Here is a 14,797-nt window from a genome sequence, read left to right as displayed (position 1 = left end):
GCCCAGGCGGCTGCGCGCCCTCGGCCGTTCCCGGCCTGACCGTCTCGCCCTGGATCACCCGGGGCCTCGTCCCGTCGTCCTCGTCCTTCATCGCCCCGGCCTCGGCCTTGAGGATGCGCGCCGACTTGCCCGCCGAGCGGGCCAGCTGCGGAAGCTTCTTGGCGCAGAGGGCGGCTATGACGACGATGAGGATGATCGCGAGTTCGCTCAGTCCGAACATGTGGGTCTGTCCTCCTGGGTGAGCTGGGTGAGCTGGGTGATCTGAGTGAGCTGGGGGCTGCGCCTCAGTATGCGGTCGCGCCGGGTCGGGCGGCGAGGCCGAAGTCCGCGACGATCCCGGCCGGCCCGCCTCTGCTTTCCGGTACGACGGTGATCACGATCCTGACCGGGCTGCCGGGCAAGGGAGCGGTGACCCGGGAACGGACCGGCCGGTCCTTGGCCTGGACACCGGCGTCGGACCGGGCGGGCCTCGCCGCGCACCGGATGCGCAAGGTCCTGGACGGTCCTGGGCGGTCCTGGACGGCGAGAGCGACCGGGGGCGGTGCCGGCCGGCTCCGTGACGGGGGCCTCCGGCCGGACGACGAGCGGCTGCTGCGCGACCCGCCGGACCGGTCCGCCCATGCCGCACCCGGCAACACCCCTCCGCCCCGGGGCAACTCAAGTCACCGAATTCGTCGTCTGTTCATGAGGGGGCCATCGTGGCCCAGGGGGAGAGGTACCGGTGAGCGGAACGGGGAAGCGGCGGCGTACGCCGGCCGTGGCGGGGAAGACCCGGCTGACCCGGCGGGGACGGATCCTGGCATGGAGTGCGGCGGTGGCCTCGGCGGCCGTCCTCGGTGTCGCCGGCGTGGGCGCCTGGATCTATCAGGACCTCGACGACAACATCAGATCCGCCGACGTCGACGACAAGATCGGCGGGGACCGGCCGGCCAACCTCAGCCCCGGCTCGAAGAACATCCTCGTCGTCGGCTCCGACAGCCGCGACGGCGCCAACGCGAAGTACGGCAAGGACCTGACCACCATGCAGTCGGACACGCTGATGGTGCTGCACGTGCCCGCGAACCGGGAATGGGCCACGGTCGTGTCGTTCCCCCGTGACTCCTGGGTCGAGATACCGGCCTGCGACAAGGGAGGCGGCGCCACCTCCGCCCCGCACCACTTCAAGATCAACGAGGCGTTCGCGATCGGCGGCTCCGGCGGCGAGGTCGCCGGGGCCGCCGCCTGCTCCATCAAGACGGTCGAGGCCAACACGGGCCTGCGCATAGACAACTTCATGTCCGTCGACTTCCAGGGCTTCAAGGGCATGGTCGACGCCCTCGGCGGCATCGAGGTCTGCCCCGAGGAGGCCATCCACTCCAAGAAGGCCCGGCTCGACATGGACGCCGGCTGCCAGACCGTCCGCGGCGAGCAGGCGCTCGGCTATGTGCGCGTCCGCTACGGCGTCGGCGACGGCTCCGACATCGGGCGCATCGGGCGGCAGCAGGAATTCATGAACGCCCTGGCCGAGAAGGCCCAGGCCAAGCTGACGAGCCCCAACTCGCTCTACGGCTTCCTGCAGTCCGCCACCAAGTCCCTGACCACGGACCCCGATCTGGCCGGCATCAGGCCGCTGTACTCCCTCGCGTCGGAGCTCAAGGGAATCCCGAGCGACCGCCTGACCTTCCTCACGGTCCCCAACTACCCGCGCGAGGCAGACGTGGCCACCGACACGGCCAACGTCGTCTGGCAGTACCCGCAGGCCACCGACCTGTTCACCTCGTTGGCCAAGGACAAGGAGGTCGACAAGAAGCGGCTGGAGGCGGATACGAAAACCCCCCTGTACGCCTCCTCCGTCCACGTCCAGGTCCTCAACGGCACCGCGGTCCAGGGACTGGCCGGCACCGTCGCCGAGAAGCTGCGCGAGTCCGGCATCAAGGTCACCGACACGGGCAACGCCCCCCGGAACACCGGCGCCACGACGGTCACCTATCCGCCGGGCCTGGAAAAGCAGGCCGAGGCACTGGCCGCGCGGCTGCCCGGCGTCCGGGCCACACCGGCGTCGGACGCGGCGGCGGACGTGGTCACCCTGGTCATCGGGAAGGACCTCGACACCGGCCGCATCCGCTGAACACTGCCGGGGAGTTGAGCGAGGGCTCAACGATGTGTTTAGGGTGCTGGCAATGCTCCCCACTCGCGCCACACCGGTAACCGACGCCCCTGCCGCACCGGAAGGACAGCAGGACCCCCTGCCGTCCGCAGAGGCGGCGGCGAGACAGACACCGGTACGGCGGGACCCCTTCCTCGACAACGCCAAGTACCTGGCGGTCGTCCTGGTGGCGGTGGGCCACGCCTGGGAACCCCTGCGCGAGGGAAGCAGACCGATCACCGCGGTGTACATGCTCGTATACGCCTTCCACATGCCGGTGTTCGCAGTGATCTCGGGCTATTTATCGCGAGGCTTCGAGGCAACCCCGAGGCAGCTGGGACGCCTGCTCACGGGCCTACTGCTCCCCTACGTCCTCTTCGAGACGGCATACACGTACTTCACCCGCTGGACCAGCGAGGACCCCCACCGCCCGATCACCCTCCTCGACCCCCTCTACCTGACCTGGTACCTGGCGGCACTGTTCATCTGGCGCCTGACGACCCCGCTCTGGAAGACGCTGAGATGGCCCCTCCCCGTGGCCCTCACGATCGCCGCCGCGGCGACCCTCTCCCCGTCCATCGGCAACGACCTCGACCTCCAGCGAGTCGCCCAGTTCCTCCCGTACTTCGTACTGGGCCTGTGCCACAAGCAGGAGCACCTCCGCCTGCTGAACCGCCGAGAGGCCCGCCTCCTGGCAGCACCGGCCTTCACGAGCGCTCTACTGCTGGCGTACTGGGCGGTCCCGAGGATGAACTACGCGTGGTTCTTCCACAACGACAGCGCGACAGCCCTCGCGGCCCCCGCCTGGTCGGGCCCCATCATGACCCTGGCCACCTTCGGCTGCTCCCTCACCCTGCTCACAGCCTTCCTCGCCCTGGTACCCCACCGCCGAACATGGTTCACAGCGTTGGGAGCGGGGACCCTGTACGGCTACCTGCTGCATGGGTTCGTCGCCCAATGGGCCGAATTCCAGGGCTGGTACGACGCCCCCTGGACCCGTCAGCCAATCGGCGAACTCGTGGTCACGGCGGTTGCGGGCGCGGTGATGACGGGACTGTGCGCTCCCGCGGTACGTCGGTCCCTCCGGGACACGTTGGAGCGACCGACGAGGCTGGTTGTACGCCGGGCTCACACGGCCTGGAATACCCCGACCCGGAGCCCTGGCCAAAAATGATCTTGCTGTGATGATGCTGTTGGGTTTGGCTGAGACTTTCCAGCCAGATGAAAGATGGGAAGACATGCGTCTGTCTCCGAAAGCCGCAGCCGTCGCCGTGTCCGCACTTGGGGTGATAGGCGCCGCGGTCGGCCCCGTCAGCGCCGCACCCGCGATCGACGCCACAGACAAGGCCTCAGCGGCCGCGGTCAGCTGCTACGCCCACAACCGCTCCGGAGCGACCTTGAATGTCCGAGGCGGAGCCGGAACCAGATACTCGGTCGTGGGCACGATCGCCGCCGGCGGACGGCTCCCCTGCGGAAGCCTCGGAGAAGGCGACGCGGTCGGCCAGAGGTACACGGCATGCGGCGGCACATCCAACTACTGGAAGACCGTCCGAATCAACGGTCGCGACGGCTGGGTCGCAGCGGAATGCGTGGCCCTGGGCGCCTCCTGACACCAACCACAACAAATCCCCACGACCTGCCCCGCAGCCACCCAATGAATGCCCTGCCCTGCCTAGCGTCGGGGTCGGTTGGTTTGGGAGGGCCCCCAGGGGCTCTGGGAGAAGATCTTCTCCCAGACTTCTCCCAACGGGCCGAGCTGTTGTGGTGCCGTCGTGATCACACTGTGCTTCACAGAAGCACATTCGCTGCCGTGGTGGCTCAGGAACTGAGGCTCTTGCGGCGGGCACGGAACGTGTACGTGGTGCCGTTCGCGTCCGTGTGGTAACCCCAGCCGCCGGTGACCGTCAGGTCCCAACCGCGTTGCTCCCGCATCTGCGCAGCAAAGGCGCGACGGTCCTTGTCGGTCACAGCAGCCAGGCGACAACCGAGGCGGTCTACGGCAAGCAGCTCCGGCCTGTGATCACGGAGGGCGCCGAAGCCATGGATGACATCTTCGCCGAAGAACATGAAGAGAAGGGGGCGGAGGGCCAGGACGACGGCGATGTCGTGGCCTGAATTACTCCACTGGTCACCGAACATGCAAGGGGCGGTTCACATCGTGTGAACCGCTCCTTGTTGAACTCAAACCGGACGACTTGATTCTGTCGGTGCTAGAACTCGACGAGTTTACCGTTCTCGATCCGACACTGCCATTCCTGCTCGTACACGATTCCCGTGAACAAGCCGCTCCCGCCGCTCTCGTTAATGTCTGCCAGAGTCTCCCCGTTGATGGACAGGATGAGCTTGGCCCTCCACCCCCAGGCGGCTGTGTTCCGGTCTTCGAAGCGGAAGTTGTAAGACCCATCAGGCATTTCGCGTTGGAAGCGCTTAACCGTGCCCAAGCCCACCTGCACGATCAGGCGCCCGTTGAGGTACAGGAAACCATCATCGTCGCATGGGCCGATTTCTACCAGAAGATCTGCGGCCATCTTTTGCGCCTCCTAGACGCGAATGTTTGCCCTTGCGTTCCGGAATTAGATGCTCCAGATTCCGCAACTAAAGGTTGGCATTCGGTGAACTTACTCGGAGTTCAGGGCGTATCGGCATACGGAAATAGACGTATTTAGGGAAGGATGCCTAAGGCGAATGGTCATTCGAAGCGCTCCCGCCCCGCTGGCATCGCCAGAATCGCCTTTTCGCTCAAATCGATCTGCTTTGTTGCTCCTGTCTAATTATTTTCTTGAGCATTTGGCATAAATCGCTACGCGGACCGGTATGCGCGCCCCGTTGCTGGTCCGCAATGTGGCGTACTGAAATACCTCTCCCGCCCTCAAGAAACCTCACGCCCGATGAGAAGATGTCTGGCGCCAAGAAGACGGCACTGAGAACGTTGCTGCTGCTGCAAACGCTGACGTGAGCGATCATCGGTTCGTGAGATCCTCGGCAGGCTGAGTGCGCCAGCTCGTAGGCGCTGGGTGCCGGCATGCGATGGCAGAGGCTGGATGCGGCATCGCCGACCTGGGGTCGGGGCGCGCAACCGACGTGTGTGACCCGGAGCGGCGAGCCGCGTGACGAGGCAGGCTTCGGCGAGGGCTGTCAGAGCATCGCGGACGCTGTGCAGGGGGGAAGGGGGCTCGCGGTGCCCTGGCTCACTCTGTTTGGCCCCCGAGCACGACAGAGGGCCTGGTGCAACTTACACACCAGGCCCTCTGACCAGCGTCGGGGTGGCGGGATTTGAACCCACGACCTCTTCGTCCCGAACGAAGCGCGCTGCCAAGCTGCGCTACACCCCGATGTCGCTGCTTGTCGCGGCGACGACGTTTACTTTAGCCCACCGGTGGCTGGAGACGAAATCCGGTTTTCGGGGTGTGGTGGGCGCGGTGGCGGAGGGGGTTGGGGCGGGCGTGGTCGAGGGCCACGAGGAGGATGGCCAGGGCGTAGATCGCGAGGCCCAGGAGGAGGGCGTTGCCCAGGACGCTCTTGTAGCCGTGGTGGTCGACGTCGAGGAAGGGGTAGAGATAGCGGCCCGGCGTGCCGGGGGCGAGTAGTTCGCCTCGGGTGAAGGTGAAGGCCAGGTAGGTGAGGGGATAGAGGAGCCACGTCGTCGCCTGGCGCAGGTGCAGGTGGCCGGAGGATGTGAGGAGCAGCCAGTCCAGCAGGGCGGCGACGGGGGTGGCCGTGTGCAGGACCTGGTTGGTGATCGCGTGCCAGCCCGTTGGGTCGGTCGCCGTACCCGTGAGGACGCCCGGCAGTGCGAAGGAGCTCCCCTCGTTCGCCAGGAGCAGGTGGTAGACGAGGCCCGTGATCACGGCGTAGAGCAGCGTGGCGCCCGTCAGGGTCGAGGGGAGCGGGCGGCGCGCGGTCCAGGCTAGGCGGGCCGAGAGGGCGAAGACCACGGCCAGCAGGACGTTGCTCTGGATGGCGAAGTGACTCAGGGTGCGAAGGGGGCTGCCGAGGGCCAGTTCCACGGTCACCGCCGCCGTCGCCGCCAGGGCCACCAGCAGGCGGAATACGGCGGCCAGACGTCGGGGTGTCGGGGCCACCACCGCCGTGGCGGGGACGTGGGAGGGGAACAGGACGGGTATGCCCGGTATCGCGGGGAGATCCGGGATGTCCCTGGGTATCGGGGCGGTCATGCCCTCACGCTAAGCAGTGTGGGCGAAATGGGCGATATGGGTGGGCCGGGTGGGTTACGCCCCGCCCGGCACGGCCTCCCAGTTAGCCCCACAGCAACCTCGTAGCCCCACAGCCTGGCCGCCTCCGTGCGCGGGCGTTCACTGTCTCGCCCGGTCGGCTACTCCCGCTCCACCAACGTCAACAACGTCGCCTCCGGCGGGCACGCGAAGCGGAACGGGGTGTAGCGGTTTGTGCCGCAGCCTGCTGAGACGTGCAGGTAGGAGGTGCGGTCCTCCGCCGTGTGCGTCGACAGGCCCTTCACCCGGTCCGTGTCCAGGTCGCAGTTGGTGACCAAGGCGCCGTAGAAGGGGATGCAGAGCTGGCCGCCGTGGGTGTGACCGGCCAGGATCAGGGGGTAGCCGTCGGCCGTGTACGCGTCCAGCACGCGCAGGTACGGTGCGTGGACCACGCCCATCGCGAAGTCGGCGGCGCCCGACGGGCCGCCCGACACCTGCTCGTAGCGGTCCCTCTTGATGTGCGGGTCGTCCAGGCCGGTGAGCTCCACCGCCACGCCCTCGACCTTCAGCGTCCCGCGGGTGTTCGTCAGGTTGAGCCAGCCCGCGGCGTCGAAGCCGTCGCGCAGGTTCTCCCAGGGGTTGTGGATCGCGCCGACGGCCGGCGGATTGCCGTTCAGGCCGTGGCGGCCCTGGGTCTTCTCCAGCAGGTAGCGGGCGGGATTGCGTAGCTTCGGGCCGTAGTAGTCGTTCGAGCCGAAGACGTACGCGCCGGGGAACTCCATCAGCGGGCCCAGCGCGTCCAGCACCTCCGGCACGCCCTCGGGGTCCGACAGGTTGTCGCCCGTGTTGATCACGAAGTCGGGGCGCAGGCCGGCCAGTGAGCGCAGCCAGCGCTGCTTCTTGCGCTGGCCGCCGACCATGTGGATGTCGGAGACCTGGAGCACCCGCAGCGGCCGCATACCGGCCGGCAGGACGGGGATCGTCACCCGTCGCAGGCGGAAGGAACGGGCCTCGAAACCCGCCGAGTACAGCAGACCGGCGGCGCCAACCGCCGTGATTCCCAGGGGTACTCCGTATCGCGCGCGCATACGACCATCGTGTCAGACCGGGCGAGCGTCCCATGGCGGCAGTCCTTCGCCCCTCCACGCACGCCCCTTGAAATCAACGGGCGTTCCCGGCCCCGCACCTGCGACAATCAACCCCATGACCACGCTCAAGTCGAAGCTTCAGGAAGACCTCAACGCCGCGATCAAGGGGCGCGACGAGCTCCGCTCCTCGACGCTCCGGCTGACGCTCGCCGCGATCACCAAGGAGGAGGTCGCGGGCAAGGAGAAGCGCGAGCTCTCCGACGACGAGGTGCAGAAGGTGATCACCCGCGAGGCGAAGAAGCGCCGTGAGGCGGCCGAGGCCTTCGCGCAGGGTGGTCGCGCCGAGCAGGCCGAGCGGGAGAAGGCGGAGGGCGAGGTGCTTGCCACGTACCTGCCGAAGCAGCTCAGCGACGACGAGCTGAACGAGATCGTCGCCCAGGCCGTGCAGGAGGCCAAGGCGGCAGGCGCCGAGGGGCCGCGTGCCATGGGTGCCGTCATGAAGATCGTGAACCCGAAGGTCGCGGGGCAGGCCGAGGGTGGCCGGGTGGCCGCGGCGGTGAAGAAGCTGCTCGCGGGCTGACCCCACCTCCCCACGCCCCACGGCCCCACGCCCCACGGCCCCACAGCGCAACGGCCCCTACTCCCTCGTACGAAGAGATCTCGTACGAAGGGATAGGGGCCGTCGTTGTCCCACGAGCCCTCGGCCCGGCCGGGTCACCGCCTAGTCGCGGCCCCCGTTCCCGTTCCCGTTCGTCTGTCCCTGCCACCAGCCCTCGGGGATCGAGAACGACGGCGACGGGGCCGTACCGCCGTCCGCGCCCCCGTCGGCGCCGCCGTTGCCCCCACCGTTGTTTCCGCCGCCGATCAGGCCGCCGATGAGGTTGTCGTCGCCGTTGTTCCCGTCGTCGTCGCCGTTGTCGTCACCCCGGCCCCGGTCGCGGTCCTCGTCCGGGATGTGGATGGTGTTGAACTCGTCGACGGGCTTGCCCTCGAGGGCGCCGATCATGGCGTCCCGCCAGATCGGGCCAGGCACTCGGCCGCCGTAGACCAGGTCGTTGTAGACGCCGCCGATGTAGATGTTGCGCATCTTGACCTTCTGGGTGGCGCTGCCGACCCAGACCGCGCCCGAGAGGTTCGGCGTGTAGCCGACGAACCAGGCGTTGCGGCGCTCGTCCGTCGTACCCGTCTTGCCGGCGCTGTCGCGGTCGGTGAGACCGGCTTCCTTACCCGTACCGGAGTCGACCACGCCCTGCAGAAGGCTGTTGATGGTGTCCGCGGTCTGCTCGGACATCGCTCGCGAGCATGTCGACTTCGGCACCTCCAGGGACTTCTGCCGGCCGCCGACCTTCTGCGAGATCGACTCGAAGACGATCGGCGTGCAGTACATGCCGCGGGAGGCGAAGGCGGCGTACGCGCTCGCCATCGTCAGCGGGGAGAGGCCGACCGAGCCGAGGGCGATGGCGGGGCGCTCGGGGAGCTTGTCGCCGTTGCCCTGGCGGACCTGCAGCTTGTCGGTCATGTTGACCACCGGGCACAGGCCGATGTCGGCGATCATCTGCACGAAGTAGGTGTTGACCGACAGCTCCATCGCCTTCTTCAGGCGGTAGGGGCCGTGCTCCGACTCGCTCTCGTTCTCCAGCTTCTCGCCGTTCAGATTGGTCCACGGCGTGCTGTCGCACGTCTGGACCGGGCTCGGGTACTCCATCTCGTACGGCGACGGGTACTCCTGCGTCGGCGGCCGCCCCTCCTCGAGCGCGGCCGCCGCGACGAACGGCTTGAACGTCGAACCGGTCGGGAAGCCGTAGTTGGAGCCGCCGTACGCCGAGTCGACCGAGTAGTTGATCTCGGTCTCGTTCTTGCCGTAGCCGAACGGCTTCGACTGGCCCATGCCGAGGATCTTGCCGGTGCCGGGCTCGACGAGGGTGGCCGCGGCGGCGACCTTGTCGTCCTGGTAGACGTGGTCCTTGAGCGAGGCCTGGACCGACTTCTGGGCCTGCGGGTCCAGGGTCGTCGTGATCGTCAGGCCGCCCTGGTTCCAGATCTTGGCGCGGGCCTCGCGGTTCTTGCCGAAGACCGGGTCGCCGAGGAAGACCTTCTCGACGTACTTGCAGAAGAAGCTGGCGCCCTTGACCGCGGTGATGCAGCCGTTCTTGGGCTTGCTGACCTTCAGGCCCAGCGGCGTCTCCTTGGCCTTGTCGGCCTCGCCCTGGGGGACGTCGCCGAGGTCGGCCATGCGCTGCAGGACGATGTTGCGCCGCTTGGTGGCCTCGGCCTCGTCGTTGATGGGGTCGTAGCGGCTGGGCGACTGGACGATGCCGGCGAGCAGCGCGGCCTCTTGGAGCTTGAGGTCCTTGGCGGACTTGGAGAAGTAGCGCTGGGCGGCGGCCTCGACGCCGTACGCCTGCTGGCCGAAGAACGTGATGTTCAGGTAGTTCTCGAGGATCTTCTTCTTGCCGAGCTCCTCCTCGACCTGGATCGCGTACTTCAGCTCCTTGATCTTGCGGCCGAGGGTCTGCTGGGTGGCCTGCGCGACCTTCGTCGGGTCGTCGCCGGCCTCCTCGACGAAGACGTTCTTCACGTACTGCTGGGTGAGCGTGGACGCGCCCTCGCTCACACCGCCGCTCTGGGCGTTGCGGTTGAGGGCGCGCAGGACGCCCTTGAGGTCGACCGCGCCGTGCTGGTAGAAGCGGGCGTCCTCGATCGCGACGATCGCCTTCTGTATGTACGGCGAGATGTCCTTGAGGTCCACCACCGTACGGTCGCGTGAGTAGACCGTGGCGATCGTGCCGCCCTTGGAGTCCAGGATCGTGGTGCGCTGACTCAGCGGCGGTGTCTTGAGGTTGGTCGGGAGCTCGTCGAAGCTCTCGACGGACCCCTTGGCCGCGAGTCCCAGCGCGCCTACGGCGGGCAGCGCGATACCGGCCAGCACGGCTCCCGCGAGCACACTGACACCGAGGAACTTGGCGGCCTGCTGGGTCGGCGACAGACCACCGCCCGAGCGGTTCTTTGGCATGAGGGCAGCCTAAACCGTAGAGATGAGCGAACCGAGGGCCGATCGTGTGTGAGCCCGGCACGGCGATGTGAGACAGGCCATGGGCGGGGGCGGGGTCCCTGGGCCACGGTGCGACTCAGCCGGCGTCTGCCCGTGGGCGGCACTCGCTGATGGATGCAACCCGATGCAGCCCGCAGCCCGATGCGGCCCATTCGCCGGACAGGCGCGCAGGCGTTGGCCTAAGCTGCTCTCAACTGTCACAGCAGCGCGGCCACGTATCAATACGTCCGGCGACCCCGAATCGTTCTGGCGGTAGCCCACTTTTTTGGTGGGGGCGTGTCCGAATCCGCCTTGTGTGTCATCTGGCGTCCGTTGTGACCCAATAGAACTGTCCTGGATTGCCGGAAAAGTCACGCATGTCGCAGGCTCACTCCCCCGGGTGATCTGCCGCTTACGCATAGTCCGTTCGGGCCATTCAAGATTGGGCCCGAAGGGGGTGTTGCGCTGTGCCCACCTTCCGTAACGTCCTCAACTGGCGGCGGTGAATATGCCGCTGCCGCCGTGGGGGAGCCTCGATTCGGGAGAGGACGGCGCCGGTATGGGCTGGGTAGTCGACTGGAGTGCGCAGGCGGCCTGCCGCACTACCGATCCGGATGAACTGTTCGTTCAAGGTGCAGCGCAGAACAGGGCCAAGGCGGTGTGCACCGGATGTCCGGTGCGTACGGAGTGCCTGGCGGACGCGCTCGACAACCGCGTGGAGTTCGGTGTGTGGGGAGGAATGACGGAGCGCGAGCGCCGTGCGCTGCTACGCAGGCGGCCCACGGTCACCTCGTGGCGCCGGCTGCTGGAGACAGCGCGCACGGAGTACGAACGCGGGGCTGGCCTGCTTCCGCTCGACGACGACGAGGTGTACGAGAGCTTCGCGGCGGTGGGCTGAGGGCACCGCGGGCTCGCTGCGTGTGTGCGCCCGGGGCTCTCCTCAGGCGCTCGTCCCAGGCAGCTGCGGTCAGGCGTCAGACGCTCGTCTCGGGCAGCTCCGGCCGATGGGCCGCGAGTCGGTTTCCGATGTCCCGCAGCCCCGTCAGGTCGTGCACATCGCCGGGCAGCGCGGCCACTTCGGCCACGGCCACCTCGGGGTGGAGCGCGGTGAAGCGGTCACGTGTGCGCTGCTCGCGGAAGAGAAGCTGCATACGCTCGGCATGCAGCTTCAGCAGGCCTGCGGTGAGCTGGTCGACGGACCGCTCCACATGCGGAACTTCGGCCGGCGAGCCGACGGACTGTGGGTCGAGGGGCTGCGAGCCGACGGACTGTGGCTCGACGGGCTGTGGGTCGTCCGTGGCTGAGGTTCGCTCCAGGTCCGTGGCGGCGGGGGAGCCTGCGTCGGGAGCCGGTGCCTCGGAAGCGGCCGATTCTGAACTGCCGTACGTGTCGGGGGAGTTACGAAGTCCAGCTTTCCCGCCCTCCTGATCCACAATGCGAGGCTCTTCAAGATTTTCCGCGGCGGCGAGCGCCCGCTCGGCCGACAGCCGGCCGGCGTCGCTGCCGTGGACCCGGTTGAGTACCAGACCCGCCAGCGGCATGTCCTCCGCGGCCAGCCGCTCCACGAAGTACGCGGCCTCCCGCAGCGCGTCCCGCTCCGGCGCGGCCACCACCAGGAACGCCGTCCCGGGCGCCTGAAGCAGCTTGTACGTCGCGTCCGCGCGCGTACGGAACCCGCCGAACATCGAGTCCATCGCGGCCACGAATGTCTGTACGTCCTTCAGCAACTGCCCGCCGAGCAGCTTGCCCAGCGCTCCCGTCATCATCGACATGCCGACGTTCAGAAACTTCATCCCCGCGCGCCCGCCGACCTTCGCCGGGGCCAGCAGAACGCGGATCAGCTTGCCGTCGAGGAAGGACCCGAGCCGCTTGGGCGCGTCCAGGAAGTCCAGCGCGGACCGGGACGGCGGGGTGTCGACGACGATGAGGTCCCACTCGTCCTTCGCCCGCAGCTGGCCCAGCTTCTCCATCGCCATGTACTCCTGCGTGCCCGCGAAGCCCGCCGAGAGCGACTGGTAGAAGGGGTTGCCCAGGATCGCGGCGGCCCGCTCGGGGTCCGCGTGCGCCTCGACGATCTCGTCGAAGGTGCGCTTCATGTCGAGCATCATCGCGTGCAGCTCGCCGTCGCCCTCGACGCCCTTCACCCGGCGCGGGGTGTTGTCCAGCGAGTCGATGCCCATCGACTGGGCCAGCCGGCGCGCCGGGTCGATGGTGAGCACGACCACCTTGCGGCCACGCTCGGCGGCCCGCAGCCCCAGCGCCGCGGCGGTCGTGGTCTTGCCGACGCCGCCCGAGCCGCAGCACACCACGATGCGGGTCTTGGGATCGTCGAGCAGTGGGTCGAGGTCGAGCACGCGCGCGGGGGACAGGGCGTGGGGCTGGCGGGCGGCGTCCTGTGCCGCGCCCGGTTCCGGACGACTCATGACATCCCCTGCTTCCGACGTACCGCGTACGGCTCCCGACTTGTGAACGGACTCATGACAGGCTCTGTTCCCGCAGTTGGCGAGCGAGTGCGTACAGGCCGGCCAGGTCCATGCCCTCGGCGAGCAGCGGCAGTTCGTGCACCGGCAGCTCCAACTCGCTCAGGACCGCACGCTGCTCGTGCTCCAGCGCGTGCCGCTCGGCGTACTCGTCGGCCTGCACCAGCAGCGGGTCCACCAACCGCTCGGCGTTCCCACCGCGCCGCGCCCCGCCGAGCCCGGCCGAGGACAGCGACTTGGCGACGGCCGCGCGCGGGACGCTCCGTACGAGTTCCAGATCGGTCGCGTCCAACACCTCGGGTCGCACCATGTTCACGATGATCCGCCCCACCGGCAGCCGCGCCGCTCTCAGCTCGGCGATCCCGTCCGCGGTCTCCTGGACGGGCATCTCCTCCAGCAGCGTCACCAGATGCACGGCCGTCTCCGCCGACTTCAGCACCCGCATCACGGCCTGCGCCTGATTGTGTATCGGCCCGATCCTGGCGAGCCCCGCCACCTCGTCGTTGACGTTCAGGAAGCGGGTGATGCGTCCGGTGGGTGGCGCGTCCATGACCACACAGTCGTATACGAACCGCCCGGCCTTGTCCTTGCGCCGCACGGCCTCACAGGCTTTCCCGGTGAGGAGTACGTCTCTGAGGCCCGGCGCGATGGTGGTGGCGAAGTCGATGGCGCCGAGCTTCTTCAGAGCCCGGCCCGCGCCGCCCATCTTGTAGAACATCTGGAGGTAGTCCAGAAGGGCCAGTTCGGGGTCTATGGCCAGGGCATACACCTCCCCTCCCCCAGGAGCGACGGCGATCTTCCGCTCCTCATAAGGCAGCGCCTCTGTCTCGAAGAGCTGCGCGATGCCCTGCCTGCCCTCGACCTCGACGAGAAGCGTCCGCTTCCCCTCCGTGGCGAGGGCGAGCGCGAGCGCGGCGGCGACCGTGGTCTTTCCGGTCCCGCCCTTGCCGCTGACGATATGGAGCCTGCTCACGTCTTCGAGCCTAACCAGTCGGTGCGCCGGCCACGCGGCAGCCTGTGGACAACCTGTCGGTGATCGGCCGCACGGCACCTTCCGGGCAACGGATAAAGTCGGCCACATGACCAAGTGGGAATACGCAACCGTGCCGCTGCTCGTCCACGCTACGAAGCAGATTCTGGACACCTGGGGCGAGGACGGCTGGGAGCTCGTCCAGGTCGTGCCCGGGCCGAACAACCCCGAGCAGCTCGTGGCCTATTTGAAGCGGGAGAAGCAGGCATGAGCGCGGTCGAGACGAAGCTCGCCGAGCTGGGCCTGACGCTCCCGGAGGTCGTGCCGCCGCTCGCCGCGTACCAGCCGGCGGTCCAGTCGGGGGTGTACGTCTACACCGCCGGCCAGCTGCCCATGGTGGAGGGCAAGCTTCCGGTCACCGGCAAGGTGGGCGCGGAGGTCACCGCCGAGGAGGCCAAGGACCTCGCCCGTATCTGCGCCCTGAACGCCCTCGCGGCCGTGAAGTCGGTGGCGGGCGACCTGGACCGGATCGCACGCGTGGTGAAGGTCGTGGGGTTCGTGGCGTCGGCGTCCGACTTCACGGGGCAGCCAGGTGTCATCAACGGCGCGAGCGAGCTCCTGGCGGAGGTCCTCGGCGACAAGGGCGTGCACGCGCGCAGTGCGGTGGGCGTGGCGGTGCTGCCGCTGGACGCGCCGGTGGAGGTCGAGGTTCAGGTGGAGCTGGCGGGGGCGTAGAGCCTTCGGCGGGAAATCGGCGGCAGCGGGCCGGTGAATCGGTGGCGGCTCGGCGGCGAAGCCGTCGTATGCCGACTGTCGTGTCGCGGCGGCCCGGTGGGGATCGCAGCAGCCTGTCCGGGATGATGCCCGGACAGGCTGCCCGGACAGGCTGAACATCGCTGAGCGGCGGCGAAAATGAGCCGCTGCCGGGCCT

Annotated in this window: 14 protein-coding genes, 1 tRNA gene and 1 pseudogene; 7 read left to right on the top strand and 9 right to left on the bottom strand. The window is 68.2% G+C overall.

What is annotated here, in order from left to right:
* A partial coding sequence (locus tag ACZ7NC_RS06510) for a twin-arginine translocase TatA/TatE family subunit (protein ID WP_471485462.1) occupies positions 1-220 on the bottom strand: 220 nt, incomplete at its 3' end.
* 134 nt (positions 221-354) lie between these two features.
* Here ACZ7NC_RS06510 and ACZ7NC_RS06505 point away from each other — a divergent pair.
* The 3 genes and pseudogenes from ACZ7NC_RS06505 to ACZ7NC_RS06495 form a co-directional block, all read left to right on the top strand.
* Positions 355-600, top strand: a pseudogene (locus tag ACZ7NC_RS06505) (BlaI/MecI/CopY family transcriptional regulator); the annotation flags it as partial.
* Between the two features lie 121 nt (positions 601-721).
* Entirely contained in the window at positions 722-2,107 is a 1,386-nt protein-coding gene (locus ACZ7NC_RS06500; protein ID WP_471485461.1) for an LCP family protein, read from the top strand.
* 52 nt (positions 2,108-2,159) lie between these two features.
* Positions 2,160-3,299, top strand: a complete 1,140-nt coding sequence (locus tag ACZ7NC_RS06495) for an acyltransferase family protein (protein WP_471485460.1) — start codon at positions 2,160-2,162, stop codon at positions 3,297-3,299.
* Between the two features lie 644 nt (positions 3,300-3,943).
* Here ACZ7NC_RS06495 and ACZ7NC_RS06490 read toward each other — a convergent pair.
* The 5 genes from ACZ7NC_RS06490 to ACZ7NC_RS06470 form a co-directional block, all read right to left on the bottom strand.
* Complete coding sequence (locus ACZ7NC_RS06490; protein ID WP_471485459.1) at positions 3,944-4,264, bottom strand: hypothetical protein; 321 nt, start codon at positions 4,262-4,264, stop codon at positions 3,944-3,946.
* Positions 4,265-4,335: 71 nt separating this feature from the next.
* The gene (locus tag ACZ7NC_RS06485; RefSeq protein ID WP_471485457.1) at positions 4,336-4,653 is read right to left on the bottom strand and encodes a hypothetical protein; all 318 of its coding nucleotides are present in this window, start codon (positions 4,651-4,653) and stop codon (positions 4,336-4,338) included.
* 730 nt (positions 4,654-5,383) lie between these two features.
* A tRNA-Pro gene (locus ACZ7NC_RS06480) sits at positions 5,384-5,457 on the bottom strand.
* A 33-nt stretch (positions 5,458-5,490) separates the two neighbouring features.
* Positions 5,491-6,300 carry a Pr6Pr family membrane protein gene (locus ACZ7NC_RS06475; RefSeq protein ID WP_471485455.1) on the bottom strand — a complete coding sequence of 270 codons (810 nt, stop codon included), beginning with the start codon at positions 6,298-6,300 and terminating at the stop codon, positions 5,491-5,493.
* A gap of 158 nt (positions 6,301-6,458) precedes the next feature.
* A complete protein-coding gene (locus ACZ7NC_RS06470) occupies positions 6,459-7,385 on the bottom strand; it encodes a metallophosphoesterase (RefSeq protein ID WP_471485453.1) in 927 nt (308 codons plus the stop codon).
* Between the two features lie 115 nt (positions 7,386-7,500).
* Between ACZ7NC_RS06470 and ACZ7NC_RS06465 the strand changes: the two genes are divergently transcribed.
* Entirely contained in the window at positions 7,501-7,965 is a 465-nt protein-coding gene (locus ACZ7NC_RS06465; RefSeq protein ID WP_471485451.1) for a GatB/YqeY domain-containing protein, read from the top strand.
* Positions 7,966-8,106: 141 nt separating this feature from the next.
* Here the strand turns inward: ACZ7NC_RS06465 and ACZ7NC_RS06460 are convergent, their stop codons facing one another.
* Positions 8,107-10,398: a transglycosylase domain-containing protein gene (locus tag ACZ7NC_RS06460; protein WP_471485449.1), complete on the bottom strand. Its 2,292-nt coding sequence runs from the start codon at positions 10,396-10,398 to the stop codon at positions 8,107-8,109.
* A gap of 577 nt (positions 10,399-10,975) precedes the next feature.
* On the opposite strand from ACZ7NC_RS06460, the gene wblA reads away from it, so the two are divergent.
* A complete protein-coding gene (wblA, locus tag ACZ7NC_RS06455) occupies positions 10,976-11,314 on the top strand; it encodes a transcriptional regulator WblA (RefSeq protein WP_471485448.1) in 339 nt (112 codons plus the stop codon).
* 76 nt (positions 11,315-11,390) lie between these two features.
* On the opposite strand, the gene bagB is transcribed toward wblA, so the two are convergent.
* Together bagB and bagA are read right to left on the bottom strand one after the other, a co-directional pair.
* Positions 11,391-12,839: an ATPase BagB gene (gene bagB / locus ACZ7NC_RS06450; protein WP_471485446.1), complete on the bottom strand. Its 1,449-nt coding sequence runs from the start codon at positions 12,837-12,839 to the stop codon at positions 11,391-11,393.
* Positions 12,840-12,891: 52 nt separating this feature from the next.
* On the bottom strand, positions 12,892-13,869 hold the full coding sequence (gene bagA / locus ACZ7NC_RS06445; protein ID WP_471485444.1) for an ATPase BagA: 978 nt from the start codon (positions 13,867-13,869) through the stop codon (positions 12,892-12,894).
* Positions 13,870-13,975: 106 nt separating this feature from the next.
* Between bagA and ACZ7NC_RS06440 the strand changes: the two genes are divergently transcribed.
* Positions 13,976-14,137, top strand: coding sequence for a DUF4177 domain-containing protein (locus tag ACZ7NC_RS06440; protein WP_003975360.1), 162 nt, complete (start codon positions 13,976-13,978; stop codon positions 14,135-14,137).
* Positions 14,134-14,601 (top strand): RidA family protein, encoded by a 468-nt coding sequence (locus ACZ7NC_RS06435; protein ID WP_471485443.1) that lies wholly within the window; start codon positions 14,134-14,136, stop codon positions 14,599-14,601. The genes ACZ7NC_RS06440 and ACZ7NC_RS06435 overlap by 4 nt, the downstream gene beginning before the upstream one ends.
* Positions 14,602-14,797: the final 196 nt, after the last annotated feature.

Source organism: Streptomyces sp. NPDC111802 (assembly GCF_055634335.1).
Note: the sequence above shows the minus strand (reverse complement) of the source record. Positions and strands in the feature narration are given on the sequence as shown.